This is a genomic window from Komagataeibacter oboediens (genome assembly GCF_018491655.1).
Taxonomy (GTDB): Bacteria; Pseudomonadota; Alphaproteobacteria; order Acetobacterales; family Acetobacteraceae; genus Komagataeibacter; species Komagataeibacter oboediens.
On the sequence record NZ_JABLUU010000003.1, the window covers coordinates 221,318 to 246,998 of the forward strand.

General features: G+C 63.8%; 21 protein-coding genes. 13 read left to right on the plus strand and 8 right to left on the minus strand.

Features of this window, described 5'->3' with window-relative positions; translation table 11 throughout:
- Nucleotides 1–13 precede the first annotated feature (13 nt).
- The 3 genes from HNO79_RS04735 to atpC are packed head-to-tail and all read left to right on the plus strand — an operon-like array spanning nucleotide 14 to nucleotide 2,861.
- Nucleotides 14–895, plus strand: a complete 882-nt coding sequence (locus tag HNO79_RS04735; protein WP_010515508.1) for a F0F1 ATP synthase subunit gamma — start codon at nucleotides 14–16, stop codon at nucleotides 893–895.
- A 32-nt stretch (nucleotides 896–927) separates the two neighbouring features.
- Complete coding sequence (gene atpD / locus HNO79_RS04740) at nucleotides 928–2,403, plus strand: F0F1 ATP synthase subunit beta (RefSeq protein ID WP_029329623.1); 1,476 nt, start codon at nucleotides 928–930, stop codon at nucleotides 2,401–2,403.
- 32 nt (nucleotides 2,404–2,435) lie between these two features.
- A complete protein-coding gene (gene atpC, locus HNO79_RS04745; RefSeq protein WP_010508957.1) occupies nucleotides 2,436–2,861 on the plus strand; it encodes an ATP synthase F1 subunit epsilon in 426 nt (141 codons plus the stop codon).
- 128 nt (nucleotides 2,862–2,989) lie between these two features.
- Here atpC and queF read toward each other — a convergent pair whose 3' ends face one another.
- On the minus strand, nucleotides 2,990–3,469 hold the full coding sequence (gene queF / locus HNO79_RS04750) for a preQ(1) synthase (protein ID WP_214164411.1): 480 nt from the start codon (nucleotides 3,467–3,469) through the stop codon (nucleotides 2,990–2,992).
- A 136-nt stretch (nucleotides 3,470–3,605) separates the two neighbouring features.
- Here queF and rnd point away from each other — a divergent pair, with 136 nt between their 5' ends.
- A complete protein-coding gene (gene rnd / locus HNO79_RS04755) occupies nucleotides 3,606–4,793 on the plus strand; it encodes a ribonuclease D (RefSeq protein WP_048855822.1) in 1,188 nt (395 codons plus the stop codon).
- A 144-nt stretch (nucleotides 4,794–4,937) separates the two neighbouring features.
- Nucleotides 4,938–5,540, plus strand: a complete 603-nt coding sequence (locus HNO79_RS04760; RefSeq protein WP_048855823.1) for a GcrA family cell cycle regulator — start codon at nucleotides 4,938–4,940, stop codon at nucleotides 5,538–5,540.
- 94 nt (nucleotides 5,541–5,634) lie between these two features.
- Here HNO79_RS04760 and HNO79_RS04765 read toward each other — a convergent pair whose 3' ends face one another.
- Complete coding sequence (locus HNO79_RS04765) at nucleotides 5,635–6,105, minus strand: bactofilin family protein (RefSeq protein ID WP_010515501.1); 471 nt, start codon at nucleotides 6,103–6,105, stop codon at nucleotides 5,635–5,637.
- Nucleotides 6,106–6,539: 434 nt separating this feature from the next.
- Here HNO79_RS04765 and HNO79_RS04770 point away from each other — a divergent pair, with 434 nt between their 5' ends.
- From HNO79_RS04770 to HNO79_RS04780, 3 genes are all read left to right on the plus strand, one after another.
- On the plus strand, nucleotides 6,540–7,550 hold the full coding sequence (locus HNO79_RS04770; protein ID WP_048855834.1) for an adenosine kinase: 1,011 nt from the start codon (nucleotides 6,540–6,542) through the stop codon (nucleotides 7,548–7,550).
- 189 nt (nucleotides 7,551–7,739) lie between these two features.
- Nucleotides 7,740–9,563, plus strand: a complete 1,824-nt coding sequence (gene typA / locus HNO79_RS04775; RefSeq protein WP_010515499.1) for a translational GTPase TypA — start codon at nucleotides 7,740–7,742, stop codon at nucleotides 9,561–9,563.
- Nucleotides 9,564–9,790: 227 nt separating this feature from the next.
- Nucleotides 9,791–10,066, plus strand: coding sequence for a hypothetical protein (locus tag HNO79_RS04780; protein WP_200409936.1), 276 nt, complete (start codon nucleotides 9,791–9,793; stop codon nucleotides 10,064–10,066).
- A gap of 242 nt (nucleotides 10,067–10,308) precedes the next feature.
- Here HNO79_RS04780 and HNO79_RS04785 read toward each other — a convergent pair whose 3' ends face one another.
- Both HNO79_RS04785 and HNO79_RS04790 read right to left on the minus strand, forming a co-directional pair.
- Entirely contained in the window at nucleotides 10,309–11,574 is a 1,266-nt protein-coding gene (locus HNO79_RS04785; RefSeq protein WP_029329621.1) for a D-amino acid dehydrogenase, read from the minus strand.
- A 96-nt stretch (nucleotides 11,575–11,670) separates the two neighbouring features.
- A complete protein-coding gene (locus HNO79_RS04790; protein ID WP_010515496.1) occupies nucleotides 11,671–12,696 on the minus strand; it encodes an NAD(P)/FAD-dependent oxidoreductase in 1,026 nt (341 codons plus the stop codon).
- A gap of 191 nt (nucleotides 12,697–12,887) precedes the next feature.
- Here HNO79_RS04790 and tsaE point away from each other — a divergent pair, with 191 nt between their 5' ends.
- From tsaE to trxA, 5 genes are all read left to right on the plus strand, one after another.
- Entirely contained in the window at nucleotides 12,888–13,352 is a 465-nt protein-coding gene (gene tsaE, locus HNO79_RS04795) for a tRNA (adenosine(37)-N6)-threonylcarbamoyltransferase complex ATPase subunit type 1 TsaE (RefSeq protein WP_214164410.1), read from the plus strand.
- Nucleotides 13,352–14,113, plus strand: a complete 762-nt coding sequence (locus tag HNO79_RS04800; RefSeq protein ID WP_214164409.1) for a nucleotidyltransferase family protein — start codon at nucleotides 13,352–13,354, stop codon at nucleotides 14,111–14,113. The genes tsaE and HNO79_RS04800 overlap by 1 nt, the downstream gene beginning before the upstream one ends.
- Complete coding sequence (addB, locus tag HNO79_RS04805; RefSeq protein ID WP_214164408.1) at nucleotides 14,110–17,160, plus strand: double-strand break repair protein AddB; 3,051 nt, start codon at nucleotides 14,110–14,112, stop codon at nucleotides 17,158–17,160. The genes HNO79_RS04800 and addB overlap by 4 nt, the downstream gene beginning before the upstream one ends.
- Nucleotides 17,157–20,750 carry a double-strand break repair helicase AddA gene (addA, locus tag HNO79_RS04810; protein ID WP_214164407.1) on the plus strand — a complete coding sequence of 1,198 codons (3,594 nt, stop codon included), beginning with the start codon at nucleotides 17,157–17,159 and terminating at the stop codon, nucleotides 20,748–20,750. The genes addB and addA overlap by 4 nt, the downstream gene beginning before the upstream one ends.
- A gap of 72 nt (nucleotides 20,751–20,822) precedes the next feature.
- Nucleotides 20,823–21,152 carry a thioredoxin TrxA gene (trxA, locus tag HNO79_RS04815; protein ID WP_010515489.1) on the plus strand — a complete coding sequence of 110 codons (330 nt, stop codon included), beginning with the start codon at nucleotides 20,823–20,825 and terminating at the stop codon, nucleotides 21,150–21,152.
- Nucleotides 21,153–21,178: 26 nt separating this feature from the next.
- Here the strand turns inward: trxA and hpnK are convergent, their stop codons facing one another.
- The 4 genes from hpnK to HNO79_RS04835 all read right to left on the minus strand — a co-directional run bounded on the left by hpnK (nucleotide 21,179) and on the right by HNO79_RS04835 (nucleotide 25,546).
- The gene (gene hpnK / locus HNO79_RS04820) at nucleotides 21,179–22,033 is read right to left on the minus strand and encodes a hopanoid biosynthesis-associated protein HpnK (protein ID WP_214164406.1); all 855 of its coding nucleotides are present in this window, start codon (nucleotides 22,031–22,033) and stop codon (nucleotides 21,179–21,181) included.
- A 78-nt stretch (nucleotides 22,034–22,111) separates the two neighbouring features.
- The gene (hpnJ, locus tag HNO79_RS04825; RefSeq protein ID WP_026018636.1) at nucleotides 22,112–23,536 is read right to left on the minus strand and encodes a hopanoid biosynthesis associated radical SAM protein HpnJ; all 1,425 of its coding nucleotides are present in this window, start codon (nucleotides 23,534–23,536) and stop codon (nucleotides 22,112–22,114) included.
- Nucleotides 23,537–23,641: 105 nt separating this feature from the next.
- Entirely contained in the window at nucleotides 23,642–24,820 is a 1,179-nt protein-coding gene (hpnI, locus tag HNO79_RS04830; protein WP_010515486.1) for a bacteriohopanetetrol glucosamine biosynthesis glycosyltransferase HpnI, read from the minus strand.
- Nucleotides 24,821–24,883: 63 nt separating this feature from the next.
- Nucleotides 24,884–25,546 carry an ABC transporter substrate-binding protein gene (locus HNO79_RS04835; protein ID WP_010515484.1) on the minus strand — a complete coding sequence of 221 codons (663 nt, stop codon included), beginning with the start codon at nucleotides 25,544–25,546 and terminating at the stop codon, nucleotides 24,884–24,886.
- Between the last annotated feature and the right edge of the window lie 135 nt (nucleotides 25,547–25,681).

The window sequence follows — 25,681 nt, forward strand, 5'->3', positions numbered from 1 at the left end:
AGATCGGGCAACCATGGCTTCCCTGAAGGAACTGCGCGCACGGATCGGCAGCGTCAAATCGACGCGAAAGATCACCAGCGCGATGAAAATGGTGGCGGCGGCAAAGCTGCGTCGGGCGGAAACCCGCGCGGCGGCCGCTCGGCCCTATGCTGATGCAATGCGCCGTATGCTGGCCGAAGTGGCCCGCAGCGTGGCGGGCGAAGGCGGCCAGCCTGCGCTGCTGACCGGAACGGGTCAGGACAAGGTGCATCTTCTGATCCCGATGTCCAGCGACCGTGGTCTGGCCGGTGCATTCAACTCCAACATCAACCGTACGACCCGCAATCTGGTGCTCAAGCTCCAGGCGGAAGGCAAGACCGTCAAGATCCTGCCGGTCGGGCGCAAGACGTACGAATTCCTGTCGCGTGACTTTGCCGATCTGATCATCGGCCACCGTCACCTGTCCGCCAGCAAGGAAATCCCCTTTTCCTCAGCTACGGAACTGGGTGAACAGATCACGTCGCTGCTGGAAAAGGGTGAGTTTGACGTCTGCACGTTGGTGTACAACCGATTCCAGAATGTCATGACCCAGACGCCGACAGAAATGCAGATCGTGCCGCTGGCGCTGCCGGAAAACGACAATACGGAAAACGCCGACGTCGCAAGCTACGAGTTCGAGCCGGACGAGGCCACGATGCTGTCCAGCCTTCTGCCGCGGAACCTGCAGGTCCAGCTGTATGCGACCATGCTGGAAACGGCGGCGGGTGAAAACGGCGCGCGGATGACCGCGATGGATAACGCGACCCGGAACGCTGGCAAGGCCATCGACCGTCTGACCCTGACCTACAACCGTACGCGTCAGACCAATATTACCAATGAACTGATCGAGATCATTTCGGGCGCCCAGGCTGTCTGAGGATCGATCTTCACGCTCACAGGAGCTGTCCCATGTCGGAAACCACAACTCAAGAGGCTCCTGTCTCCACGCAGGCGCAGAAAAGCAATGTCGTTGGTCGTGTGACGCAGGTCCGCGGCGCCGTCGTTGACGTTCAGTTCGAGGGTACGCTGCCGCATATCCTCGAGGCACTGCACGTTCAGCTGAACGGCCAGACCTTGGTGCTGGAAGTGGCGCAGGAAATCGGCGAACACGAAGTCCGCTGCATTGCCATGGATACCACTGATGGCCTAACCCGCGGTGCGGAAGTCGCCGCCACCGGCAGCCAGATCACCGTGCCGGTCGGCCCGGGTACGCTTGGTCGTATCCTGAACGTGATCGGCGATCCGATCGATGACCGTGGTCCGGTGAAGTCCGAAGGCCGCGCGCCGATCCACCGCGCCGCCCCTGCGTTTGACGAGCAGGCCGCCGCAACCGAAATCCTGCCCACGGGCATCAAGGTTGTCGACCTGCTGTGCCCGTACCTGAAGGGTGGCAAGGTTGGCCTGTTCGGCGGTGCCGGCGTGGGCAAGACCGTCATCATCCAGGAACTGATCAACAACATCGCCAAGGCGCATGGCGGCGTGTCGGTCTTTGCCGGTGTCGGTGAACGTACCCGTGAAGGTAACGACCTGTATTACGAAATGCAGGATGCGGGTGTCATCAAGCTTGATGGCGATTCGACCGAAGGTTCCAAGGTGGCGCTGGTCTATGGCCAGATGAACGAGCCGCCGGGTGCGCGTGCCCGTGTCGCCCTGTCCGGTGTGACGGTTGCGGAATACTTCCGTGACGTCGAAGGTCAGGACGTGCTGTTCTTCGTCGATAACATCTTCCGTTTCACGCAGGCTGGCGCTGAAGTGTCCGCTCTGCTGGGTCGTATCCCCTCCGCCGTGGGGTACCAGCCCACGCTGGCGACCGAAATGGGCGCGCTGCAGGAACGCATCACCTCGACCAAGAAGGGGTCGATCACCTCAGTGCAGGCCGTTTATGTTCCCGCCGATGACCTGACCGATCCGGCACCTGCCGCGACCTTTGCCCATCTTGACGCGACCACGGTGCTGAACCGTTCCATCGCGGAAATGGGTATCTACCCGGCTGTTGATCCGCTGGATTCCACGTCCCGTTCGCTTGATCCAAAGATTGTCGGTGACGAGCATTACCAGGTGGCGCGTGACGTGCAGCGTATCCTGCAGACCTACAAGTCCCTGCAGGACATCATTGCCATTCTGGGCATGGACGAACTGTCGGAAGACGACAAGCTGATCGTGGCGCGTGCGCGTCGTATCCAGCGCTTCCTGTCCCAGCCGTTCCACGTTGCCGAAGTGTTCACGGGTGCGCCGGGCAAGCTGGTTTCGCTGGAAGATACGGTGCGTTCGTTCAAGGCGATCGTGGCTGGCGAATATGACCACCTGCCCGAAGGTGCCTTCTACATGGTTGGTGCGATCGAGGAAGCGGTGGCCAAGGCCGAGAAAATGAAGGAATCGGCCTGAACCCCGACCCCCTGACGCAAGGAAGATAGACCATGTCCATTAAGGTCAAGATTGTCAGTCCGGAGAAGGTGCTGTTCGCGCATGACGCCGATATGGTTGTCATGCCGGGGTCCGAAGGTGACATCGCGGCAATGCCGGAACATGCGCCGCTTATGCTGACACTGCGCGGTGGCGTGGTTGATGTATATGAAGGTGATGTGGTGATGCACCGCTTCTTCGTGGCGGGTGGGTTTGCCGATATTGCGCCAACCCACTGCACCATCCTTGCCGACCGGGCGTTGAAGGTGGAAGACGTATCCGTTGACGATGCGGAAGCGCGTCTTGCCGCCCTGGAAAAATCCTATGAGGAAGCGGACAAGATGAACGTGCCCGCACTTGATATCCTCATGGACAAGATCCAGTCGGCCCGTGCCGAGATCGAGGCCGGACAGTCCGCCATCCCGGCCATGTCCATCTAACGGGTTTTCCTGCCCGGTAGTCGGGGCGGGATCACAATGGACCTGCGAAAAAGCGCCCCTGCACGGGGCGCTTTTTTTATGCCTGTCCTTCAAGGGGGATGAAAACACCCCCGGAAGCTGCAGGCTTTTCAGCCGCGGCCGCGATAGCCGGGCACGTCCTGCGCGGGGATCCACACGCCTTCGGGCGGGGCACCGGTCTGCCAGAAAACGTCAATCGGCATGCCGCCACGCGGATACCAGTACGCCCCGATCCGCAGCCAGACCGGTTTCAGCACGTCAACCAGTGTGGTTGCGATCTGCATGGAACACTGTTCATGGAAGGCACCATGGTTGCGGAAGCTGGTCAGGAACAGCTTGAGCGACTTGCTTTCTACAATCCATTCATCGGGAATGTAGTCGATGACGATATGCGCGAAATCCGGCTGTCCGGTGACAGGGCAGAGCGAAGTGAATTCCGGTGCGGTAAAGCGTACGACGTAATTGCGTCCGCGCTGGGGTGCGGGTACGCGTTCCAGCCGGGCATCTTCCGGGCTGTTGGGCTGGCGGCTGTTCTGGCCCAGCTGGGTCAGGAACTGGCTGCCGTCATCGGGTGTGGGGTGGGTGTTCATGGGTCGTCCGTCAATAACAGGAAAAGATGAGTGGCTGATGCCGGAAGGGGTGGCCCGCCGTCAACGGAAATACAGGGGGGCGGCATGCGGTTTTGCCCGCTTTTGCAATTGGGCGCAGGCATGATAACTGCACGGAATGGCACGTGTATCCCGACCCGAATTTCCCGCCCCTGTGCTGGTGACCACCACAGCGGAGCTTGAGGCTGTAACCGCGAGACTGCGGCATGAGCCATTTGTGACGATCGACACCGAATTCGTGCGCGAACGCACTTACTGGCCCGAGCTGTGTCTGGTGCAGCTGGCCGGGGAGAAGGACGTGGTCGTGATCGACACGACCGCCCCAGGTATCGATCTGACATCTCTTGGCGCGCTGCTGGATGATGCCAGCGTGGTCAAGGTCTTCCATGCCGCGCGGCAGGATCTGGAAATCTTCCTGCACCTGTTCGATCACCTGCCTGCCGCCCTGTTCGATACGCAGGTCGCGGCCATGGTGGCGGGGTATGGTGATCAGGTCGGCTACGATAACCTCGTTTCCTCCCTGCTGGGTGTGCAGATAGACAAGTCACACCGTTTTTCCGACTGGGCGGCGCGTCCGCTGTCTCCGGCCCAGATCGGGTATGCGGCGGCAGACGTTACGTATCTGCGGCTGGTTTATGAAAAGCTGCTGGTCCAGCTGGAACGTGAAGGGCGTCTGGACTGGGTCGCGGCGGAACTGGATATCCTGAATAACCCGACCACGTTCCGTCCTGACCCACTGACATTGTGGGAAAAGATGCGTCCGCGCACCAACAACCGACGGATGCTGGGCATTCTGCGCGCGGTTGCCGCGTGGCGCGAGGGGGAGGCCCAGCGTGTCAACGTCCCGCGCCAGCGGCTGCTGAAGGACGAAAGCCTGATGGAAATCGCGGCAACAGCCCCTGCCACGATTGATGCGCTGGCCCGCGTGCGCGGTGTTTCGCGCGGTTTTGCCGAAGGACGCAGTGGCCAGGCCCTGCTGGAAACCGTGGCGCAGGCGGTTGAGGAACCCGAAGCGGCCCTGCCGCGCTTACCAAAGGGACGGGCGAAGGATGCGCAGCGTCCGTCACCTGCGCTGATCGCCCTGCTGAAGGTGCTGCTGGCCAGTTGCTGCGAAACGCATCGTGTTGCCCCCAGGCTGGTGGCGTCGTCCGAGGATCTGGATCGGTTCGCACTGGATGATGCGGCGGATATTCCCGCCTTTCATGGCTGGCGGAACGAGGTGTTTGGCAAGCTGGCGCGTGAACTCAAGGCAGGGCACCTGACCATGGGGGTCGCGGGTGGGAAGGTCAGGCTGATCCACGACTGACCGGGTTTGCGGCCCTGTTACGGTTTTACCGGGGTTGCAAACAGGTTATGCGCAGAACCGTCCACAAGATTCTGTGCCCTGACAGTTGAGTCGGGCACGGTATGAGCCTAATTTCCCACCATTCCGCGTAAGGAGTGCAGAACGATGGCGATGGAATGGACCGAGGAGACGATCGCGCGCCTGCGTGATCTGTGGCAGCAGGGCTTGTCGACCGCAGAAATCGGGCGTCAGCTCTCCGTGACCAAGAACGCGGTGGTTGGCAAGGCGCACCGTCTGGGCCTGAAACCACGTCCATCGCCCATCCGGCGTGCGGCGAAGGCGGCCTCCGCGCCGGCCGCGACCACAGCAGAAGCCCCGGCGCCGACACCTGCCGTTGAAAATACGCCCGCGACACCTGCGGCTGAGGCTGCTGCGGCACCTGCCGTAACGCCTGCCGCGCCCCAGGCGCCGCAAAAGGCACCCGCAAAAGCGCAGGCCACCCCGACGCCTGCGCCACAGCCCAAGCCCGCGGCCGCGGCGGAAACGGCCCCCGCGCCGCGCGCCACCCGCGCGACCAAGGCCGCCCTGCGTCCGGTCAGTGAACCCAGGCGTCGCAGCAGCCAGTCCTGCTGCTGGCCATTGGGTGACCCGGGCACGCCGGGCTTCCATTTCTGTGGTGCCACTCCGCTGCCGGGCAAGCCGTACTGTGCGGAACATGCGCAGCTTGCCTATGTTAAGCTGCGGGACCGTCGCGATAACGTGGCCTGATCATTTTCCCACAGGGATTGCATTAAAAAACGCCAGGACATTACTGCCACTGGCGTTTTTTGTATCCGCCCGGGGTGCGGGCGGATCGGAATGCTTATTCCGCAGCCGGACGAGGCGGGGTGGCCGGGGCTGCTGCCGGTGCCGCCGGTGCGGTGATCATTTCCAGCTGGCCGGTGACCTGACCGCCATCTTCCACCTTCAGGCGACGGCACTTGGCCTTGCCCAGCAGCCGACCGGTCGAACGGATCGTCAGGCTGCCGCGTACCGTCAGCGTGCCATCGATCGTGCCAGCCAGTTCGGCGTCCTCAACCTCGACTTCGCCCTTGAACACGCCGCCCTGTGCGATCTGGAGCTCGGATGCGTTGATCAGGGAAGATTCAACCGTGCCTTCCACAACCAGCCGCTCGGCGTCCTGAATCGTACCCTGCACGCTGATGCCACGACCCACCACCAGGGTGCGGCGGTCATTTTCCTTCTTGGCGACGGCGGCACCCGGCGCGCCGGGACGTGCCCCGCCAGGCGCGGGAGGGGCGTTGGGCGTAGGCGGGAAGGGGGGGCGGGCCATAGATGTATTTTCCTTGCTTGCAGGTGTGGTTGAGGGGGAGGAGCCACCGCCTGTGGCTGGACGGCCCGGCTGTTGCGCGGGGGGCGTGGTCGGGGCGGGTGGCTGGGTTTCTGCTGGCTTGCGTCGTCTAAACAATATTACCCCGCTTGGTTATGCTGTATCGGGACGGGTTGCGCCCCGGAACCGGAAGATACGCTTTCGGCGGGCTGGTTGCAGGCTGCAGCCCCCTCTTGCAACGGTTATACGCCCCCCCATCATGCCGACAAGAGGCGTTAAGGGGAACAGCGGTGCATAAAAAACATCATGCGTTGCGCTGCTTACCCACCAATGATAGCGATGGGCCGGACCATGCGGGAAAAAATGGGTTATTTCATGGCGTCCGGACGCTATTTCCGCACATGTGACTGAATTGATGACGGGTAGTGGAACAGAAGATGGAAAATACGGGACAGGCGGCGGAATGCCGGTTTGATCTGCTGGGTATCGGCAATGCGATTGTCGATGTCCTGGCACCGGTGGACGCGGCCTTCCCGCAGGATAACGGCATGACACCCGGCAGCATGACGCTGATCGACGCTGACCGTGCCAAGGCGCTGTATGCCCAGATCAAACGTGAAAAGGAAATGGGTGGCGGGTCCGCCGCCAATACCTGTGTGGTGGCGTCCAACATGGGTGCGCGCGTGGCCTATCTGGGCAAGGTGGCGGCGGATGCCCCGGGACAGGCCTTTGCTGCCGACATGCAGGCGGCGGGCGTGTATTTTCCGTCTTCCCCGCTGCAGGGCGACGCAGGGGAAAACCATCCCACCGCACGCTGCATCATCCTGGTCACGCCCGATGGCCAGCGCACCATGAATACCTATCTGGGCGCATGTGTCACCTTCAGCCCCGAAGACGTGCTGGTTGATGTCGTGCGTGCATCGAAAGTCATCTACATGGAAGGCTACCTGTTCGATCCGCCGGACGCGCAGGAAGCCTTCCGCACCGCTGCCCGCATTGCGCATGACGCCGGGCGCAAGGTAGCCCTGTCGCTGTCTGACCGGTTCTGCGTGGACCGTCACCGCCATGCCTTCCACGAACTCGTGCGTGGGCATATCGACATCCTGTTCGCCAACGAGGACGAGATCTGCGCCCTGTACCAGACCGATGATTTTGACGAGGCCGCACGCCTTGTCTCGGCCGAGACGCATTTCGCCGTCCTGACCCGGTCCGAGCGGGGCAGCATCATCATTCAGGACCAGCAGCGCATTGTGATCGACAGCGTCCGCACGCAGGTGATCGATACCACGGGGGCGGGCGACGCCTACGCCGCGGGGTTCCTGGCGGGCTGGACATCGGACCGGACGCTGGCGGAATGCGGGCGTCTGGGCAGTGTCGCGGCATCGGAAGTCATCTCGCATTACGGTGCGCGGCCGCTCATGAACATGCGTCAGGACATGGATTTCTGATCCGCAGGGCACGTTCTGCCGGGCGTGTGATGGGCGCGGGCACGAAGTTTCGCGTGCAATCCGTGCTTTTCCGCTTTATCTACGCACGCAGCAGCCACTCATCACGCCGCCGCACGCACGGGTGCCCCCCGCATGTGCCGCTGCGCCCCCTTATGGCGTCCGCCAAGGAAAGTCAGGTCAAGAGCACTTATGGATATCCGCAATATCGCCATTATCGCGCACGTCGATCATGGCAAGACCACACTGGTCGATCAGCTTCTGAAACAGTCCGGTTCCTTCCGTGACAACCAGCACGTTGCCGAACGTGCCATGGACAGCAACGACCTGGAGCGTGAGCGTGGCATCACGATCCTGGCCAAGTGCACGTCCGTCGTGTGGAAGGATACCCGCATCAACATCATCGACACCCCGGGCCATGCCGACTTCGGCGGCGAGGTGGAGCGTATCCTGAGCATGGTTGACGGCGCGGTCGTGCTGGTCGACTCCGCCGAGGGCGCGCTGCCGCAGACGAAGTTCGTGGTGGGCAAGGCGCTGGCGCGCGGCCTGAAGCCGATCGTGGTCGTCAACAAGATCGACCGTGGCGACGCCCGTCCCGATGAAGTCCATAACGAGATCTTTGACCTGTTCGCAGCCCTTGGCGCGAATGACGAACAGCTTGATTTCCCCATGCTGTATGCCTCGGGCCGTCAGGGCTGGGCGGATACGGAAATCGATGGCCCGCGCAAGGACCTGTCCCCGCTGTTCGACCTGATCCTGCGCCACGTACCGCCGCCGCACGTGAAGAAGGATGCGCCGTTCGCGATGGTCGCCACCATCCTTGAAAACGACAACTTCCTTGGCCGCGTGCTGACCGGTCGTGTCGAACAGGGCACGGCGAAGATGAACATGCCGGTGCATGTGCTGCGTCCCGATGGTTCGGTTGTGGAAACCGGCCGCCTGACCAAGCTGCTGTCCTTCCGTGGCCTTGACCGCGTGCCGGTGGAAGAAGTCGAAGCCGGTGACATCGTGGCCGTGGCCGGCCTGTCGGAAGCGACGATTCCCGAGACCATTGCTTCCCCCGAGGTCAAGGAACCGCTGCCCTCCACCCCGGTTGACCCGCCGACGTTGTCCATGACCTTCCGCCTCAATGATGGCCCGCTTGGTGGCCGTGAGGGCAAGAAGGTTACGTCGCGCCAGATCCGTGATCGTCTGTTCAAGGAAACGGAAGGCAACATCGCCATCCGCGTATCCGAAAGTCCCGAGAGCGAAGCCTTCGAGGTCGCAGGCCGTGGCGAACTGCAGCTTGGCGTCCTGATCGAGCAGATGCGTCGTGAAGGCTTCGAGCTGACCATCGGCCGTCCCCGCGTGCTGTTCCGCACCAACGAGGAAACCGGCGAGCGCGAAGAACCGTTCGAGGAAGTCCTTATCGACGTGGACGAGCCGTATTCGGGCGTCGTGGTTGAAAAGATGGCGCTGCGTAAGGGCATCATGCAGGACATGCAGCCGTCCGGTGGCGGCAAGGTGCGCCTGAGCTTCCTGATCCCGTCGCGCGGACTGATCGGCTACCATGGTGAATTCCTGACCGATACGCGTGGGTCGGGCATCATGAACCGCCTGTTCCATGGCTATCAGCCCTATGTCGGGCCGATTGCCGGTCGTCGTAATGGTTCGCTGATCTCGTCCGAAGATGGCGCGACCACGCAGTATTCGCTGTTCTCGCTGCAGGATCGTGGCACGCTGTTCGTTGACGCGGGCGAGAAGGTCTATGTCGGCATGATCATTGGCGAGCATTCGCGTGAGAATGATCTGGAAGTAAATCCGATCCGTGAAAAGAAGCTGACCAACATCCGTGCCGCAGGCAAGGACGAGGCCCTGCTGCTGATCCCGCCGCGCAAGATGAACCTGGAACAGGCCATCGCCTATATTGAGGATGATGAACTGGTGGAGGTCACGCCGTCTGCCGTGCGTATCCGCAAGCGCTATCTTGACCCGCACGAACGCAAGAAGCGCGAACGTTCCGGCGCGGTTGACTGATCCGCTGCCTGTCCAATGTGGTGGCTGTAATCTTTAGTTACGTTTCAGTTCTTGAGATTGCGGTCACCATGGGGCAAAAGTAAGACATTCCTAATAAATTTAAGAATTTTAATCCGAGACGATCCCTCTGCGGCATGTTACAGCAAGGGGGTCGGCTCGGGTGTACCGATTCGTCGCCCGATAGACGCATTAGGATCAGAATTCCTGATTTGTTGGAGTATTTTTATATGATCGTTTCCCCCCGTCGCTTCCTGGCCGCCCTGTCCGCCGTTGCCGTCATGGGCGTTGCCGCCCCCGTCATGGCCCAGACGACTGCTGAACCGACCACCCCGGCCGTTTCTGCACCGGAACATGCACCGGACGCAGCTGAAGGCGCTGCCCCTGCTGAAGCTGGCGCCAAGAAGGCGAAGCATCACGGTAGCCGTCACCATAGCGGCCGTCACCACGGTGCGAAGAAGGCGGAATCCACCGATGCGGCTCCGGCTGCTCCGGCGGCGCAGTAATCACTGCTGCTTTCCTGCTGGTGTCTTCATGATGCTGGCAGGAATAGCCAAGAAAAAAGCCCGGTTATCAAACCGGGCTTTTTTTGTGGGCGGCATCCGGGCAGGCCGGGAGACCGTTTAAAAAGTCTGCAGATGAAACATCCTGTAAATCTACAGGACGCTAGAAAACGCCGCCTTTTTGCAAAAAGGCGACGCCCAAAACTTCTATCTTTTTTATCAATTGGTTATTTGGAAACCATATTTCAGGTCGTGGTGTAACGGTCCAGGGACAGGTCCAGGCAGGGGATTTCGGTGCGTTTGCCGCTCATCCGGTCGGACAGCACGCGGCCCGATCCGCAGGCCATGGTCCAGCCCAGCGTGCCATGGCCGGTATTGAGCCACAGGTTGGAAAAACGTCCCGCAGGCCCGATGACCGGCGTGCCGTCTGGCGTGCTGGGGCGCAGGCCGGTCCAGTATGCCCCCTGTGACAGGTCGCCGCTGGCACCGAACAGTTCTGAGAAGGACAGTTCCAGCAGTTCCCGCCGGTCACGGCTCAGGCGCAGGTTGTAGCCAGTCAGTTCCGCCGTGCCGCCAATGCGGATCCGGTCGCCCAGACGGGTGATGGAGACCTTGTGGGTCGAGTCACACACGGTGGATAGCGGTGCGCGCGCCGCGTCGGTCACCGGCAGCGTCAGGGAATATCCCTTGGTGGGATAGACCGGCAGATGTACGCCCAGCGGACGCAACAGCAGCGGTGAATAACTGCCCATGGACACGACATAGGCATCCGCCGTCATGCGGCCCGCGGATGTGCGGACGCCAAAGATATCCGTGGCCGAGGCGTCAAGCGCCTCGATGGTGGTTTCATAATGGAAGGTGACGCCCAGTTCCTGTTCCGCCTTCTGCGCCAGGCGCTGGGTGAACATGTGGCAGTCGCCTGTTTCGTCACCCGGCAGGCGCAGGCCACCGCTGAACAGGTGCCGGTTTTCCGACAGACCGGGTTCATGCCGGGTGATTTCATCCGGGCTGAGGAGTTCGTGGGCAATGCCCGCCTGGTCCAGCAGGGCCATGTCGCGGGCGGCATGGTCAATCTGTTTCTGCGTACGGAAAAGCTGGATCAGGCCACGCTGTCCATCATCATAGGTGATGCCGGTGTCCTTGCGCAGGGCATCCAGGCAGTCGCGGCTGTATTGTGCGATCCGCAGCATGCGTGACTTGTTGATGTCGTAATCATGCATGTTGCAGTTGGCCAGAAGCTGCTCGATCCAGCGCATCATGGCGAAGTCGATACGTGGGCGGACCACCATGGGCGCGTGGCGGCTGGCCATCCACCGCAGGACCTTTACCGGCAGGGCCGGTTCCGCCCAGGGCGAGGAAAACCCCGGTGAAATCTGTCCGGCATTGGCAAAGGAGGTTTCCATGGCCGCAGCGGGCTGGCGGTCAACGACCGTGACTTCATGTCCGGCCTTTGCCAGGTACCATGCCGTCGTCACGCCCACCACACCGGCGCCCAGAACGATCACTTTCACAGTTTCATCCTTACTTCCATCATCGACACACCGGGGATGCGCCACGACGCAAGAATGGTCAACCGTTTCTGTTATGACAGGACCGGATGGCTGAAATCAGCCTGCCGGCACGCCCTTGCTGGTTGAATACTCGAAATGCAGCGCCGTGTCGGGGTGGACGATGGGGTGGATGGCATGGGCGGCCATCGCCCCTTCGGTAAAGCCCTGCAGGATCAGCTTCAGCTTGCCGGGATAGGTTGCGACATCGCCCACGGCGAAAATGCCGGGCAGGCTGCTTTCGCAGGTGGACGGGGTGACGGGAATGGTGCCGCGTATGGTGTCCAGCCCCCACTGCGCGATCGGGCCGAGATCGGTCGCCAGCCCGAAGAAGGGCAGCAGGTGATCGCACGCCACGTGCCGCACCGTGCCATCCAGCGTTGCAAGGTCCACGCCAGCCAGCTGCCCGTCCGCGCCATGCAGGCCATGCAGCTGGTAGCCGATGATCTTTTCGACTTCGCCACGCGCCACGGCTTCGTCAAGCTGACGCAGGCTTTCGGGGGCGGCGCGGAAGCGGTCGCGCCGGTGGACCAGCTTCACGCTGCGCGCGACGTCGCGCAGGGACAGCGCCCAGTCCACCGCGGAATCGCCACCGCCTGCGATCAGTACGTCCCTGTCCGCGAAATCGGCGCGGCGGCGGACGAAATACTGCACGCCACCGGTCTGCTCGAACGCGGCCAGACCGTCCAGCGGGGGACGGTTGGGTCCAAACGCGCCCGCGCCCGCGGCAATGATGACCGCATGCGCTGCGATGACATCCCCGCTGGAGGTGCCCAGCCGGAAACCGCCGCGCGTCCCTTCCAGGCTTTCCACCCGGCGGCCCAGCAGGCGGGGCACGTCAAACGGGGCGATCTGGCGGTCGAGCGCATCAATCAGTGCGCCACCCTCGATCGCGGGGTGGGCGGGAATGTCATAAATCGGTTTTTCCGGATACAGCGCCGCGCACTGTCCGCCGATTTCATCCAGCGCATCGATGATGATGCAGCCAAGCTTGAGCATCCCGCATTCAAATGCGGCGAACAGGCCCGCGGGGCCTGCGCCGATAATGGCGACATCGGTGGTGTGGGTGGGGGAAGGCATGGTCATGTCAGGTTCTGGTGTTCCGCGGTCCGTGATCGGGTGTGTAGGCATATGTTACGTACGGTTTTGCGTTGTTGTCGGCGCTGGCGCAAGCGCTTTGGTGCATCCTGTCCGTCGCCCCTTGTGCGTGGCCGCGATGGGGGGGCACAATCGGTTCATGACATATAATCGTGCAAAAGCAGGGGGCGGGATCATCCATGCGTGAAATTTCCCTGCCCGATGCGCAGGCGACTGCGCGGCTTGGCCACGCGCTGGCCGACGTGCTGCGTGCAGGTGACTGCGTGCTGCTGGAGGGGGATCTGGGGGCAGGCAAGACCACGCTGGCGCGTGCACTGCTGCGCGGCCTGTGTGACGATGGGGACATGGAAGTGCCAAGCCCGTCCTACACGCTGGTGCAGGTCTATGACGCCCCCGTGGCCGAGGTCGCGCATTTCGACCTGTGGCGCCTCGACGGGCCGGAGGGCCTGTATGAACTGGGGTGGGACGATGCACGCGAAGGTATCGTCGTGGTGGAATGGCCGCAGCGTCTTGGGGGGCTGACCCCGCCTGATGCATTACGTATCACCCTTGCGCCGGATGCGGCGGGCGGGCGTATCGCCCGGCTGGAAGGATGGGACACGCGACTGGCGCAATCAGCCGCTTTCGGGACAGGAGAGGCATAATGGGCGTGAACATGCCACGTACCGCCATGGTTTTCGCAGCGGGTATGGGACGGCGGATGCGGCCGCTGAGCGAGTCGGTGCCCAAGCCGCTTCTGCGCGTGGCGGGACAGCCCATTCTGGATCACGTGCTGGACCGGCTGGAGGCCTGTGGCGTGCAGCAGGTGGTGGTCAATGCCCACTGGCGGCCTGATGACATTCACGCCGCCCTTGCCGCGCGGCGTGCAGCAGGCCGTGGGCCGCTGACCATTGAACAGCCCGAACCCACCCTGCTGGAAACCGGGGGCAGTGCCGCCGCCGCCCTGCGGGCGGGGCGGCTGGGACCGGGGGCGTTCTTCCTGCTCAATGGCGATGCCATGTGGCTCAATGGTCCTGTGCCCGCGCTGCGCCGGCTGGCTGCCGCGTTTGAACCTGATCGCATGGACGCCATGCTGCTGCTGGGCGCCATGACGCGGGCGGTGGGGGAAGTGGGCAATGGGGATTTCGCGGTGAACGCGCATGGCATGCCCCGCCGCCCGCGCGCGGGGGAAATCACGCCCTATGTCTTTACGGGCGTGCAGATCGTCTCTCCCGCCCTGTTTGATGGCGCGCCGGAAGGCGGGTTCAGCATGAACAGGCTGTGGGACCGTGCGATGGAGGCAGGCAGGCTGGGGGTGATCGTGCACGATTCGCTGTGGTTCCATCTGTCCCGTCCCGCCGACATACATGCGGCGGAACGCGTGCTGCATTCCGCCCTGAACCCGGATTCGGATAACGATATATGACCGGGCCCACGACCGCCTGTGTGCGGGGGCGGGCGGCGGTCGTGCCGTCCCATGTGCCGTTTGTCGACCAGATCGCCGCCCGCTGGGTGGAACAGGCTGGCCATGATGCACAGGCCTGCGGCAATGGCCTGATCCTTCTGCCCAGCCGCCGCGCCGCCCGTGCGTTGACCGAAGCCTTTGTCCGTCAGGTTGATGGCCGTCCCATCCTGCTGCCCCGCATTGCGCCCATCGCGGCGCTGGACGAGGCATCGCTGGCACTGTCGGGGTGCAGTGCGCTGGACCTGCCGCCCGCGGTGGACCCCGTGCGGCGGCTGGCGACGCTGACGCTGCTGGTCATGCAGGCGGGCAGGGCGTTTGGCGATGTGCAGGGCGTGGACCAGGCATGGCCGCTGGCGCGCGCGCTGGCGGACCTGATGGATGAGGCGGAATGGGCGGAATGCGACCTGTGCGAACGCCTGCCCCATGCGGCGGAAGGTGACTTTGCCCAGCACTGGCACCAGACGTTGAAATTCCTGTCCATCGTGACCAGTGTGTGGCCCGCATGGCTGGCGGAACAGGGGGTGATGAACCCCGTCGCCCGCCAGACCGGTCTGCTGCACGCGCAGGCCGCGCGGTGGATGGAGACGCCGCCACCAGCAGGTTACCCCATCTGGGCCGCAGGTTTTTCCGATGCCGTGCCCTCCACCATCGCCATGCTGCGGGCCGTGCTGTCCCTGCCCGACGGACTGCTGGTGCTGCCCGGCGTGGACATGGACTGTGCCGATGATGTCTGGCAGCGCCTGCCACCCGATCATCCGCAGGCTGGCACGGCGCATATGCTGGCCGAACTGGGTATGGAACGTGCCTGCATGGAACGGTGGGACACCATCGCCGATGGGGATGTGGCCAGCAGTCCCGTCTCCCGCGCCAGCCTGCTGGCCCGCGCATTGCTGCCCGCCCATGCGCTGGACCGCTGGCGCGCGCCCGACGCCCCGGTTGCGGCCGATGGCCTGTCGGTCCTGCGTAGTGCCGACCAGCAGGAAGAAGCCGCCGCCATCGCCATGGTGCTGCGGCAGGTGCTGGAACAGCCGGGCCGACGGGCGGCCCTTGTCACCCCCGACCGGGCGCTGGCCGGACGGGTGGCGACGGAACTGGTGCGCTGGGGCGTCATTGCCGATGACAGCGCTGGCGAAAGCCTGCTGACCATACCACAGACCGCCTTTCTGCGGCTGATCGTGCAGGCGGTGGATGGCGGCCTGTCGCCGGTGGCCCTGCTGTCCGTCATCAAGCATCCGCTGGCGGCGTGCGGGCTGTCGCCGGGCAACTGCCGCGCCAGTGCGCGGCAGCTTGAACGTCTTGTGCTGCGTGGGCCGGCACCGCCGCCGGGTATCGCGGGGTTGCGCCGCGCACTGGGGCGCGCGGCAGATGACCCGCATGGCGCGCTGGCCGACGCCCCGGATGCGCCGGAGGAAATAAACGCCTTCCTCAACCGTCTGGAAACCGCCTTTGGCCCCCTGCTGGCCCTGCCCGGCAGCACGCTGGTGCCGGTATCCGTCCTGCTGGCGGCACTGGTTGAAACCGCGCAGGCGCTGGCTGCGACCGACACCATGGATGGCGCGGACCGGCTGTGGGCAGGCGAGGAAGGGAATGCGCTGGGCCAGCATATGAGTGCAATGCTGGCATGGTGCGATGTCCTGCCCGATGCGCGTCTGGGCGCGCTGGACGGGCTGCTGGCCTCGTCCCTTGCGGGCATGACGGTGCAGGGACGGCGCGCCGTGCGCGGGCGTGAGGGGACGGCGGTGCATCCGCGCGTGTTCATCTGGGGGCTGCTGGAAGCCCGGCTGCAGACGGCGGATACCATCGTGCTGGGTGGTCTGGTCGAAACCGTCTGGCCACCCGCGACCGATCCCGGCCCATGGATGAGCCGCCCCATGCGCACGCGTGTCGGCCTGCCATCACCCGAATGGGCCATTGGTCAGGCCGCGCATGATTTCGTGTCCTGTGCCTGTGCTGCCCCCGATGTGGTGCTGTCGCTGGCGGCCCGGCGGCAGGGTGCGCCAACGGTGCCCGCGCGGTGGCTGGTGCGGCTGGATGCCTATCTGGCGGGGCATGGACACGGCCTGCCCACGCATCCGGCGCTGCGCTGGCTGGACAGCCTGGACCGTCCGGCCGGCGCGGCGGTGCCTGTTGCCCCGCCACGGCCGCGTCCGGCGGTGGGCCTGCGCCCGCGCAGCCTGTCGGTGACGGAAATCGAGACATGGATGCGCGACCCCTACGCCATTTACGCGCGGCGTATTCTCAGGCTGCGCCCGCTTGCGGATCTGGAGGAACTGGCCGATGCCGCCGATTACGGGCAGATCGTGCATGCCGCGCTGGACCGCTGGTTCCGTGCCCATCCCGCTGACTGGCCCCATGATGGCGCCGCCCGCATGCGCGACGTCTTTGCCGATGTGCTGCGCGAGGCGGCCCTGCGTCCCGCCCTTGCGGCATGGTGGGCGCCCCGGCTGGAACGCATCGCCACGTGGTGCGCACAGGCCGAGGAAACGCGCCGCGCCACTGGCGGCCCCCGAACCGTGCTGACGGAACTGGCGGGTCAGATGCGGCTGGAGGATCTGCCCGGTGGTCCGTTTACCCTGCGGGGGCGTGCGGACCGGATCGACCTGCATGGCGATGGCAGCCTGAGCCTGTTTGACTACAAGACCGGCACGCTGCCCACCCGGCGCAGCGTGATGGAAGGCTGGCAGTCGCAGCTGGTGCTGGAGGCGGCGATGATCGAATGTGGGGGGTTTCCGCCCCCCGTCGCGGGCACGGTGGCGGAACTGGTATACTGGCGCCTGACCGGCGGGCATGTCCCTGCACAGGTACTGGACGTGGCGCGGGGCACGGAACTGGCGGAACTGATCGCGGGCTGCAGGAAGGGGCTGCGTGATCTGGTTACGGCCTACGACAATCCTGACCAGCCTTACCTGTCCCATCCCTTCCCCGGCGAGGAACCCCGTTTTGCCGATTACGCCCATCTGGCCCGCGTGGCGGAATGGAGTGCCGCGCGTGAGGAGAATGGCGCATGAACAGGGCCATGATGAAGGGTGACGGCATGGCGTCCGCCATTGACATCGCCAACCGCAGCCAGGCGGAAGCATCCGACCCCCAGGCATCGGTATTCGTTTCCGCCTCTGCCGGCAGTGGCAAGACCAAGCTGCTGATTGACCGGCTGCTGCGCCTCATGCTGCCGCGTGACGTGCCCGACCGCGATGGCGTCATGACGCGCGTACCCGGCAGCGATCCCGCCCGTATCCTGTGCCTGACCTTTACCAAGGCGGCAGCAGCGGAAATGTCCATCCGCCTGCAGAACCGCCTGGGCCAGTGGGTCATGCTGCCCGATGCGGATCTGGACCGTGAGCTTGACCGCCTGTCCGTGCCGACGGGGGAAGAAACTCGCCGCGTGGCGCGCGAACTGTTCGCCCGCGTGCTGGACCTTCCCGGTGGCATGCGCATTGGCACCATCCATGCCTTCTGCCAGTCGCTGCTGCGGCGTTTCCCGGTGGAAGCTGCGATCAGCCCGCATTTTACCCTGATCGAGGAAACCGATGCCCGTCTGGCCCAGCGCGCGGCGGTGGAGGATGTGGTGGGACAGGGTGGTCCCGCCGTCGCCATGCTGGCGGGACAGATCGGGGTGGGGGATTTTACCGCACTGATTTCCCGGCTGCAGGCCCAGTCGCGTCGCATGCTGCCGGTGGCGCGCCGCTGGGTGGTGGATCGGGCCGGGGTGGAATCGGCCCTCATGCGGTTGCTGGGCATAAGCGGGCGCAGTGTGGACGAGGTCTTGCGCAATGCCTGCGCCACGATCCCCGATGAGGATATTTTGCGTGACGGGCTACGGTGCGTGGCGCGGGAAGGATCGGCCAGCGTCCGGGTGCAGGCGGAAGCCATGCTGGCATGGCTGGGTCAGGATGTGGCCGTCCGCGCGGCGGACTGGTCCACATGGCGGGGTGGCCTGCTGACGCAGAAAGGGGAGCCGCGCAAACGTGGCGGCCTCAATCCCAAGATGGATACCGCCTGTCCCGGTCTGGCCGACCGTCTTGGTGCGGAAGCCGTGCGGGTCATTGGCGTTGACCAGCAGTTGCGCGCCATTACGGTGTTTGAACTGACCTGTGCCCTGTTGTGCGTGGCCCAGCCGGTGCTGGAACGCTACGCCACGCGCAAGGACGCGCAGGGCATGGTCGATTATGATGACCTGATCGACCGTACGCTGCAGTTGCTGGACGATCCCGGTGCCGCATGGGTGCTGTACAAGCTTGATGGCGGGATTGATCACCTGCTGCTTGATGAGGTGCAGGATACATCGCCCGACCAGTGGGCCATTGCCGGTGGCCTGACATCGGAATTCTTTGCCGGTGAAGGCACGCATGATGATGACGGCTGTCCCCGCACCATTTTCGCGGTAGGGGATTACAAGCAGTCGATCTATTCCTTTCAGGGTGCCGACCCGGAAGCCTTTCGCGCATGGCGGCAGCGGTTCCGCCGCAGCGCCGCCGCCGCACGGGCCATATGGCGCGAACCGGCGCTGACCGTTTCCTTCCGCTCCACCGCGCCCGTGCTGAAACTGGTGGACAGCGTGTTCGCCAATCCCGCCGCCGCCCGGGGCGTAGTGGAACCGGATGGCACCATTCCCGCCCATGTCACCGCGCGGCCGGGGCAGGGTGGGTGCGTGGAAATATGGCCCCCCGTGCCAGTGGAACCTGATGAGACGGACATAAGCCCGTGGATGGCCCCCACCCACAATGCCGGGCAGTCCACGGCCCAGCAGCGTCTGGCCGATACATTGGCGGCCTGGATCGCCCGACAGCTGGGTACGCCGCCCGCACAGGGGGAAGCGCCGCTGGCACCCGGTGATGTGCTGATCCTCGTGCCCCGTCGCTCCGCCTTCGCGCGCGCGTTGATCCGGGCGCTGAAAAGCAATGACGTGCCGGTGGCGACACTGGTGCGCACCGTTCTGACCGACCAGCTTGCGGTGCAGGACCTGATGGCGCTGTGCGCGGCGCTCCTGCTGCCGCAGGATGACCTGACGCTGGCCTGCGTGCTGACATCCCCGATCGGGGGGCTGGATGACGACTCGCTCATGCACCTCGCGACGGGGCGTGATGGGCAGCCGCTATGGGCGGTGCTGCGCATGCGCCATGCGGAACGGCCCGACTGGTCGGCGGCATGGCATATCCTCAATACCCTGTTCCGGCAGGTCGATTATGCAACGCCGTACCAGCTTCTGGCCGAAGCCCTTGGCCCGCTGGGGGGACGTGCCCGGCTGCTGGCCCGCCTCGGGCCGGAAGCGGTGGAACCGGTTGACGAACTGCTGTCCGCGGCATTGCGGTTTGAGGAAGCGCACGCCATTTCCCTGCAGGGATTCCTGCACTGGCTGCATGCCTCGGATGAAACCGTGCGGCATGAACCCGATGCATCGGCCAACATGGTGCGTGTCATGACGGCGCATGGGGCGAAGGGGCTGCAGGCGCGTCTTGTCATCCTGCCCGATACGATCGCAACGCCCCGTTCCGATACCAACATCCTGTGGGAAACCGATTCCGTCACGGGACTCGATATCCCGATATGGGTGCCACGGCGTGAACTGGCCACGGATGTGACGGCGTCCGTGCAGGAGAAGATACGCCGTGAAGCGGCGGAGGAATATAACCGCCTGCTGTATGTCGCCCTGACCCGGGCAAGCGACAGGCTGGTGATCTGCGGGTGGGAACCCCGGCGCGGCGTGCCTGATGGCTGCTGGTATGACCTGTGTCGGCAGGGATTTGAAAGCGCTGGCGCCACCGCCCGGCCCTTTGACCTTGGCTGGGAAGGGGACAGCCTTGTGCTGGAGGAAGCGCGCACGGTCCCGCCCGCGCAGACAACGCGCGCCGGTCAGGAACAAGTTGCAGTCGCACCGGCGCATGACCTGCCTGCATGGATGGGCCATGCCCCGCAGTGGCGGCCCGTCATGCCGGTCACGGAAGGGCCGCTGGCCCGTCCGCTGGCGCCCAGCCGTCCCGATGATGTCGCCCTTGGCCCGCAGCCTGCCGTGCGGTCGCCACTGGCATCCGCCAGGACCGTGCGCGATCGGGCCGATCCGGCGGGTCAGCGCGCCCGTGCCCTGCAACGCGGGCAGCTTGTGCACGCCCTGTTGCAATATCTGCCCGATTGCCCGGAGGATGAACGGGCGGAACTCGCCTGGTCATGGCTGTCGCGCCCGGCGGCGGGGCTGGATACCGGGCAGTGCGAAGAACTGGTGACGCAGGTCCTTGCCGTCATGGACATGCCCCGTCTTGCCGCCCTGTTTGCCCCCGGCAGCCGGGCGGAACAGCCACTGGCCGGTATCGTGGGCCAGCAGGTGATCGTGGGACAGGTGGACCGCATGGCGGTCGGCGCGGATACGGTGACGGTGTGCGATTTCAAGACAAACCGTACCCCCCCGGCAGACGTTGACAGAACGCCGGTGCTGTACCTGCGGCAGATGGCGGCCTACCGCGCCCTGTTGCGTGGGGTCTATCCCGGCAGGCAGGTGGTGTGCGCCCTGGTCTGGACGGAGGGCGTGCGCGTTGACATCCTGCCTGCTACGTTACTGGACCGGTATGCGCCGGACATGACAGGTGCGGGTCAGGCGATGACTTGACCCCATGCGTCGGCATGGCCATGTCAGCACGACAGGGCGGCGGTTCTGGCCGCCATGAAGGAGTTTTGAGTGATGAGTGAAAACACGGTTGCGGTCAGCGATGACCAGTTCAAGACGAAGGTTCTGGACTCCAAGGAGCCGGTCCTGGTCGATTTCTGGGCGGAATGGTGCGGCCCGTGCAAGATGATTGCCCCGGCGCTGGATGAAATCGGCGCGGAATTCAAGGGCAAGATGACCGTCGCCAAGGTCAATATCGACGACAACCCCAACACGCCCAACAATTACGCCGTGCGCGGCATCCCGACGCTGATCCTGTTCAAGGACGGTGCACCGGTTGCCAGCAAGACCGGCGCTCTGCCCAAGAGCCAGCTCAAGGAATGGGTCAAGAGCAACCTCGGCTGACCTGTCCGGCTGTCAGGCGTGGCCCGTCATGAAGCGCGGGCCACATCCGTCCATGTGGTGGGCACGGTCCCCGAATGGGCGAGGCCGGAGCGGAAACCGGGCGCGCATAGCGTGCGGAATTCCGCCTCGTGCTCATAGGTGGGCATGAGCTTCTGCAATAGTTTGTTCTTTGCCGTGGCCGGGTGGAAATAGATTTCCGACAGGCCGTCCGGCAGGTGTGCCGCAAGGGCGGAGACGCGGTCGGTCGTCATGTGGCCGCTCCACGCCAGCCCGAAACACCAGTCATTCGTGACCAGTCCCGCCTTGTGCGCCTGATGGCGCAGCAGGCCGGTCCAGCGGCGGAGTGCCGCATCCCCCAGCGTATCGGTATAGGTGCCGGCGGCATAAAGCGGCTCGGGCGGTTCCAGAGGCACGCGGATCGCGCGCAGCCCGTGGCGCAGTCCACTTTCGATCATGTACCGACCCACGGTGGGGTGCAGGTGCATGTGCTTGTGCGCATTCGCGTGGTCTAGGGCAAGACCGGTCGCAGCAAAGGCGCGGAACTGGGCTTCGATCTCGGCAGCCAGTTCCCGGCGCACGGCAGGGCGGAAAAAATACTCTATCCCCAGCTTCAGCTGGTCAGACGGGAACTGCCCGTCCTGCGGCACCAGCAGCGGGATATCGGCAGGCGGCAGGGTTGCCGGTCCCTCGATCGCGACCAGATGCAGCCCCACGCGCAGGTCCGGCAGCTTTTTTGCACGGCGCACGGCGTCGACCGCGGCAGGGCCGGATACCATAAGGCTGGCAGTCGACAGCAATCCGTCCCGATGGGCGATCTCGATCGCCTCGTTCACTTCTTCGGACAGGCCGAAATCATCGGCGGATATGATGACGCGCTTCATGATGGGAAACCGGGTGGCATGACAAAAGAAATGCCGGAACCCGAAGGTCCCGGCATGGGGTAATCGCAGGCAGCCCGATCAGGCGGCGCGGCGTTCGCGCAGGAACTGGAAGAACTCCACCCCTTCGCGCAGGCGGCGCTTCATCATCTGCGGGCTACGGACCATCTCGTTCACGATCGAGGCGATCTTGGGCGCGCGGAAATAGAACTTCCGGTAGAATTCTTCCACGCTCTGGAAGATTTCCGTGTGCGACAGGTGCGGGTAGTGCAGCGGTGCGATCTGCACGCCGTTATCGTCGATCAGTTCGGCGTTCTTTTCATCCAGCCAGCCGTTCTCGGTTGCCTGCTTGTGCAGGAACGTGCCGGGATATGGCGCAGCCAGCGAAACCTGCAGCGTGTGCGGGTTGATCTCGGTGGCGAACTTGATGGTTTCCTGAATGGTTTCCTTCGTTTCGCCCGGCAGGCCGAGGATGAAGGTGCCGTGGATCTTGATTCCCAGTTCGTGGCAGTTCTTGGTGAACTCACGCGCCGTCTCGACGCGCATGCCTTTCTTGATGTTGTGCAGGATCTGCTGGTTGCCGCTTTCGTAACCGACCAGTAGCAGGCGCAGGCCATTGGCCTTTAGCACTTCCAGCGTCTTGCGGGGCACATTGGCCTTCGCATTGCACGACCACGTCACACCCAGCTTGCCCAGTTCCTTGGCGATCGCTTCGGCGCGCGGCAGGTCATCGGTGAAGGTGTCATCGTCGAAGAAGAATTCCTTCACCTGCGGGAAATACTGCTTCGCCAGACGGATTTCGGCAGCCACGTGCTCGGGGCTGCGGGTGCGGTAGTGATGGCCACCCACCGTCTGCGGCCACAGGCAGAAGGTGCAGCGCGACTTGCAACCACGGCCGGTATAGATCGAGATGTACGGGTGCATCAGGTACCCGATGAAGTAATCCTCGATCTTCAGGTCACGCTTGTACACCTCGGTCACGAACGGCAGGCTGTCCATGTCCTCGATCATGGCGCGGTCGCGGTTATGGACGATCTTGCCATCCGCATCGCGCCAGGAAATGCCATCGACATCCTTCCAGTCGCGGCCTTCCGCCATTTCCTTGATGGTGAAGTCGAATTCGTTACGGGCCACGAAATCGACCGGCGGGGCGTTCAGTAGGCTTTCCTCGGGCTGCACGGCCACCTTGGCGCCGACCATGCCGATCTTCACCTTCGGGTTCGCGTCCTTGAGCATCTGGGCTACGCGCACATCGGATGCAAAGGACGGGGTGGAGGTGTGCATGACGACCAGATCACGGTTGCGCACGTCTTCCAGGATCGGCTCCATGCCCATGCGTGCGGGCGGCGCATCGATCAGGCGGCTGCCTTCGACCATGGCGGCAGGCTGCGCCAGCCACGTCGGATACCAGAACGACTTGATTTCCCGCTTGGCCTGATAGCGGGAACCGGCCCCACCGTCGAATCCGTCAAACGAAGGCGGCTGGAGAAACAGGGTTTTCATCATGCTACGCGTATCCTCGGGCTCTGGCGGGGAAGAGGGTTCCCTTATACCCGTTCTTATTGACTACAGGGGTGGAATTCTCAAGCAGTTCAGCCTGCTGGGGGCGGGTCAGTCACCGGGGGAAGCCGGCTGCGATCGTGGTGTCATGACCGAATGTGGCGTGACATGCATCGTCTGCCCGCGCCATGCAACCCGCGTGCCCGTGACACTGCCCACCATGATGGCGGCCGAGAGCCAGTCACGCAGTGGCAGGAGCAGTAACGGCAGCAGGCTGCGTTGCGCCAGCGTCCGGTCCAGGATGAAGGAACACACGGCCCGCCATCCCCATGCACCAAGAAAGAAGAACCATGTCCAAGCTGCATGCGGTGCGACAAGCACCGCCACGGTGGCCCAGAACAGGGGCAGCTGGATGGCGGATGCAGCGTATCCCGCCGGTTCCAGCGTCTTGACGGTCCGGCCCCAGCGCAGTTCATGCGCCAGTACCTCGCGCATCGAGGTCTCGCCCACTGTGGTCCATGTCATGCACGCGGCAATGGCGATATCCTTACCACGGTCGCGTACGTAGCGGCCCAGGATCGCATCATCGGCCACATGGGGCACCAGTGCTTCCAGTCCGCCAATGTCTTCCAGCATGGACCGCCGCAGCGCCATGGTTGCGCCCAGGCAGTCCTGCCTCCCGAGGTAGCGCGACAGCATGACGCCGGGCAGGAAATTGTGGTTGATCTGGCATGCGGCCAGCAGGCGCGGCACGGTGGGGGATGCCGGAAGCCCGGCATACAACGTGGTGACCAGCCCGACATTGGACGGCACCAGCGCGCCCACCACATGCCGCAGGTAATCGGGGGCGACGTGAATATCCGAATCGGAAATGACCAGAACATCATGTTTCACGCGGGTCATGATGTTGATCAGGTTGCCGATCTTGCGGTTGACGCCGTGAAAGGTGGGGTCAACCACCAGTTCCATGTTCACGTCCGGGTGGCGTTCCATCAGGCGGTGTACGATTGGAATCGCCGCATCGTCTTCGGACTGTACGCCAAAGACGATCTGCATCTGCGGGTAGTCCTGCGTGCAGAAGCTTTCAAGCGCTTCCTCCAGCAGCGGTTCATCGCCGTGGAGGGGCTTGAGCACGGAGACCGGAGGCATGGGCACCGCCCGGTCCACGCGTTTTTCCTGCCACCGGAAACGCGAGACCAGAAAAGTGCCAAGCGCTGCCTGCATGCACCCGGCGGCCGCAACGGTTGCGGCCAGTCCGGCGGGTGAAACAAGAGCGTTGAAAACAGACATTATCTTTCCGGCAAGGTCCCGCGTATGGAGCAAGTTAGAAAACGGCGTCAGGTAAGTGTAATATCACTCTTCCGAGAACGTTTTGATTTTTTTCTGTAGCAGATTCGTCAGTTTCTGCACATTGCCACCCGACAGTGCGGAACTGAAATCGGCGCGCTGGGCGGCGACCTGGCTTATGTGGGCGTTCAGCAGTACATCAACGATCTGCCAGCCTTTCGGGCCGGAGCGCATGACGTAGTTGATTTCGGTCCCGCTTGGGTCATCGGACGATCCGATATGTGTTACAACAATACGGTCATTGCCGGCGGGTGAAGGGGTTACGGTCGGGTCGATGGTGAAGCGCGCATCACTGCCGGGTTTGAAGCTGGACACATACCGGGCGATGGTGAACTGCCGGAATGTGGTCAGCAGGGTCTGCTTCTGGTCATCGCTCAGGCCCGCGTAACGTGGCCCGATGGAGGATGCGAGCACGGCCTCGATGTTGTAGGCGTGGTCGATCGCCGGGGCCAGCATCTGCGAACGCTGCTCGAACGAGCCGCTTCCTTTGGCCTGCACGCGCTCCAGCGCCGCATACAGGCTCTTGATCGGCTCCTGCACCTGCGCATCGGATGCGCTGGCCGCATGGGCTGCATGAATGGGGAGGACGGCAGGGACGACCGGTGCCGCCATCAGTCCGGCGCACAGCGCCAGCGAGGTGGTTTTCAGGACATGTTTCATAATGTTCATGATTTCGGTCCGTTTGCTGTCTTTAGCAAGGGCTGCGTCATGCTGATTCCGACACCCAGCGCCTCAAGGGCGGTATTGGTGATGGCCGCGGCATCCAGCCCGGCCTCATGGTACTGCGCGGCCTGGGTGTTGTGA

Excerpts from the sequence above, each read along its gene's own strand:
- addA (WP_214164407.1), top strand. The coding sequence starts at position 17,157 with ATGAACAGGGCCATGATGAAGGGTGACGGCATGGCGTCCGCCATTGAC.
- HNO79_RS04835 (WP_010515484.1), bottom strand. The coding sequence starts at position 25,546 with ATGAACATTATGAAACATGTCCTGAAAACCACCTCGCTGGCGCTGTGC.
- rnd (WP_048855822.1), top strand. The coding sequence starts at position 3,606 with ATGGCACGTGTATCCCGACCCGAATTTCCCGCCCCTGTGCTGGTGACC.
- queF (WP_214164411.1), bottom strand. The coding sequence starts at position 3,469 with ATGAACACCCACCCCACACCCGATGACGGCAGCCAGTTCCTGACCCAG.
- tsaE (WP_214164410.1), top strand. The coding sequence starts at position 12,888 with ATGCGTGAAATTTCCCTGCCCGATGCGCAGGCGACTGCGCGGCTTGGC.
- atpC (WP_010508957.1), top strand. The coding sequence starts at position 2,436 with ATGTCCATTAAGGTCAAGATTGTCAGTCCGGAGAAGGTGCTGTTCGCG.
- hpnI (WP_010515486.1), bottom strand. The coding sequence starts at position 24,820 with ATGTCTGTTTTCAACGCTCTTGTTTCACCCGCCGGACTGGCCGCAACC.
- hpnK (WP_214164406.1), bottom strand. The coding sequence starts at position 22,033 with ATGAAGCGCGTCATCATATCCGCCGATGATTTCGGCCTGTCCGAAGAA.
- HNO79_RS04800 (WP_214164409.1), top strand. The coding sequence starts at position 13,352 with ATGGGCGTGAACATGCCACGTACCGCCATGGTTTTCGCAGCGGGTATG.
- hpnJ (WP_026018636.1), bottom strand. The coding sequence starts at position 23,536 with ATGATGAAAACCCTGTTTCTCCAGCCGCCTTCGTTTGACGGATTCGAC.
- HNO79_RS04770 (WP_048855834.1), top strand. The coding sequence starts at position 6,540 with ATGGAAAATACGGGACAGGCGGCGGAATGCCGGTTTGATCTGCTGGGT.
- HNO79_RS04780 (WP_200409936.1), top strand. The coding sequence starts at position 9,791 with ATGATCGTTTCCCCCCGTCGCTTCCTGGCCGCCCTGTCCGCCGTTGCC.
- trxA (WP_010515489.1), top strand. The coding sequence starts at position 20,823 with ATGAGTGAAAACACGGTTGCGGTCAGCGATGACCAGTTCAAGACGAAG.
- HNO79_RS04765 (WP_010515501.1), bottom strand. The coding sequence starts at position 6,105 with ATGGCCCGCCCCCCCTTCCCGCCTACGCCCAACGCCCCTCCCGCGCCT.
- HNO79_RS04735 (WP_010515508.1), top strand. The coding sequence starts at position 14 with ATGGCTTCCCTGAAGGAACTGCGCGCACGGATCGGCAGCGTCAAATCG.
- HNO79_RS04790 (WP_010515496.1), bottom strand. The coding sequence starts at position 12,696 with ATGACCATGCCTTCCCCCACCCACACCACCGATGTCGCCATTATCGGC.
- addB (WP_214164408.1), top strand. The coding sequence starts at position 14,110 with ATGACCGGGCCCACGACCGCCTGTGTGCGGGGGCGGGCGGCGGTCGTG.
- typA (WP_010515499.1), top strand. The coding sequence starts at position 7,740 with ATGGATATCCGCAATATCGCCATTATCGCGCACGTCGATCATGGCAAG.
- atpD (WP_029329623.1), top strand. The coding sequence starts at position 928 with ATGTCGGAAACCACAACTCAAGAGGCTCCTGTCTCCACGCAGGCGCAG.
- HNO79_RS04760 (WP_048855823.1), top strand. The coding sequence starts at position 4,938 with ATGGCGATGGAATGGACCGAGGAGACGATCGCGCGCCTGCGTGATCTG.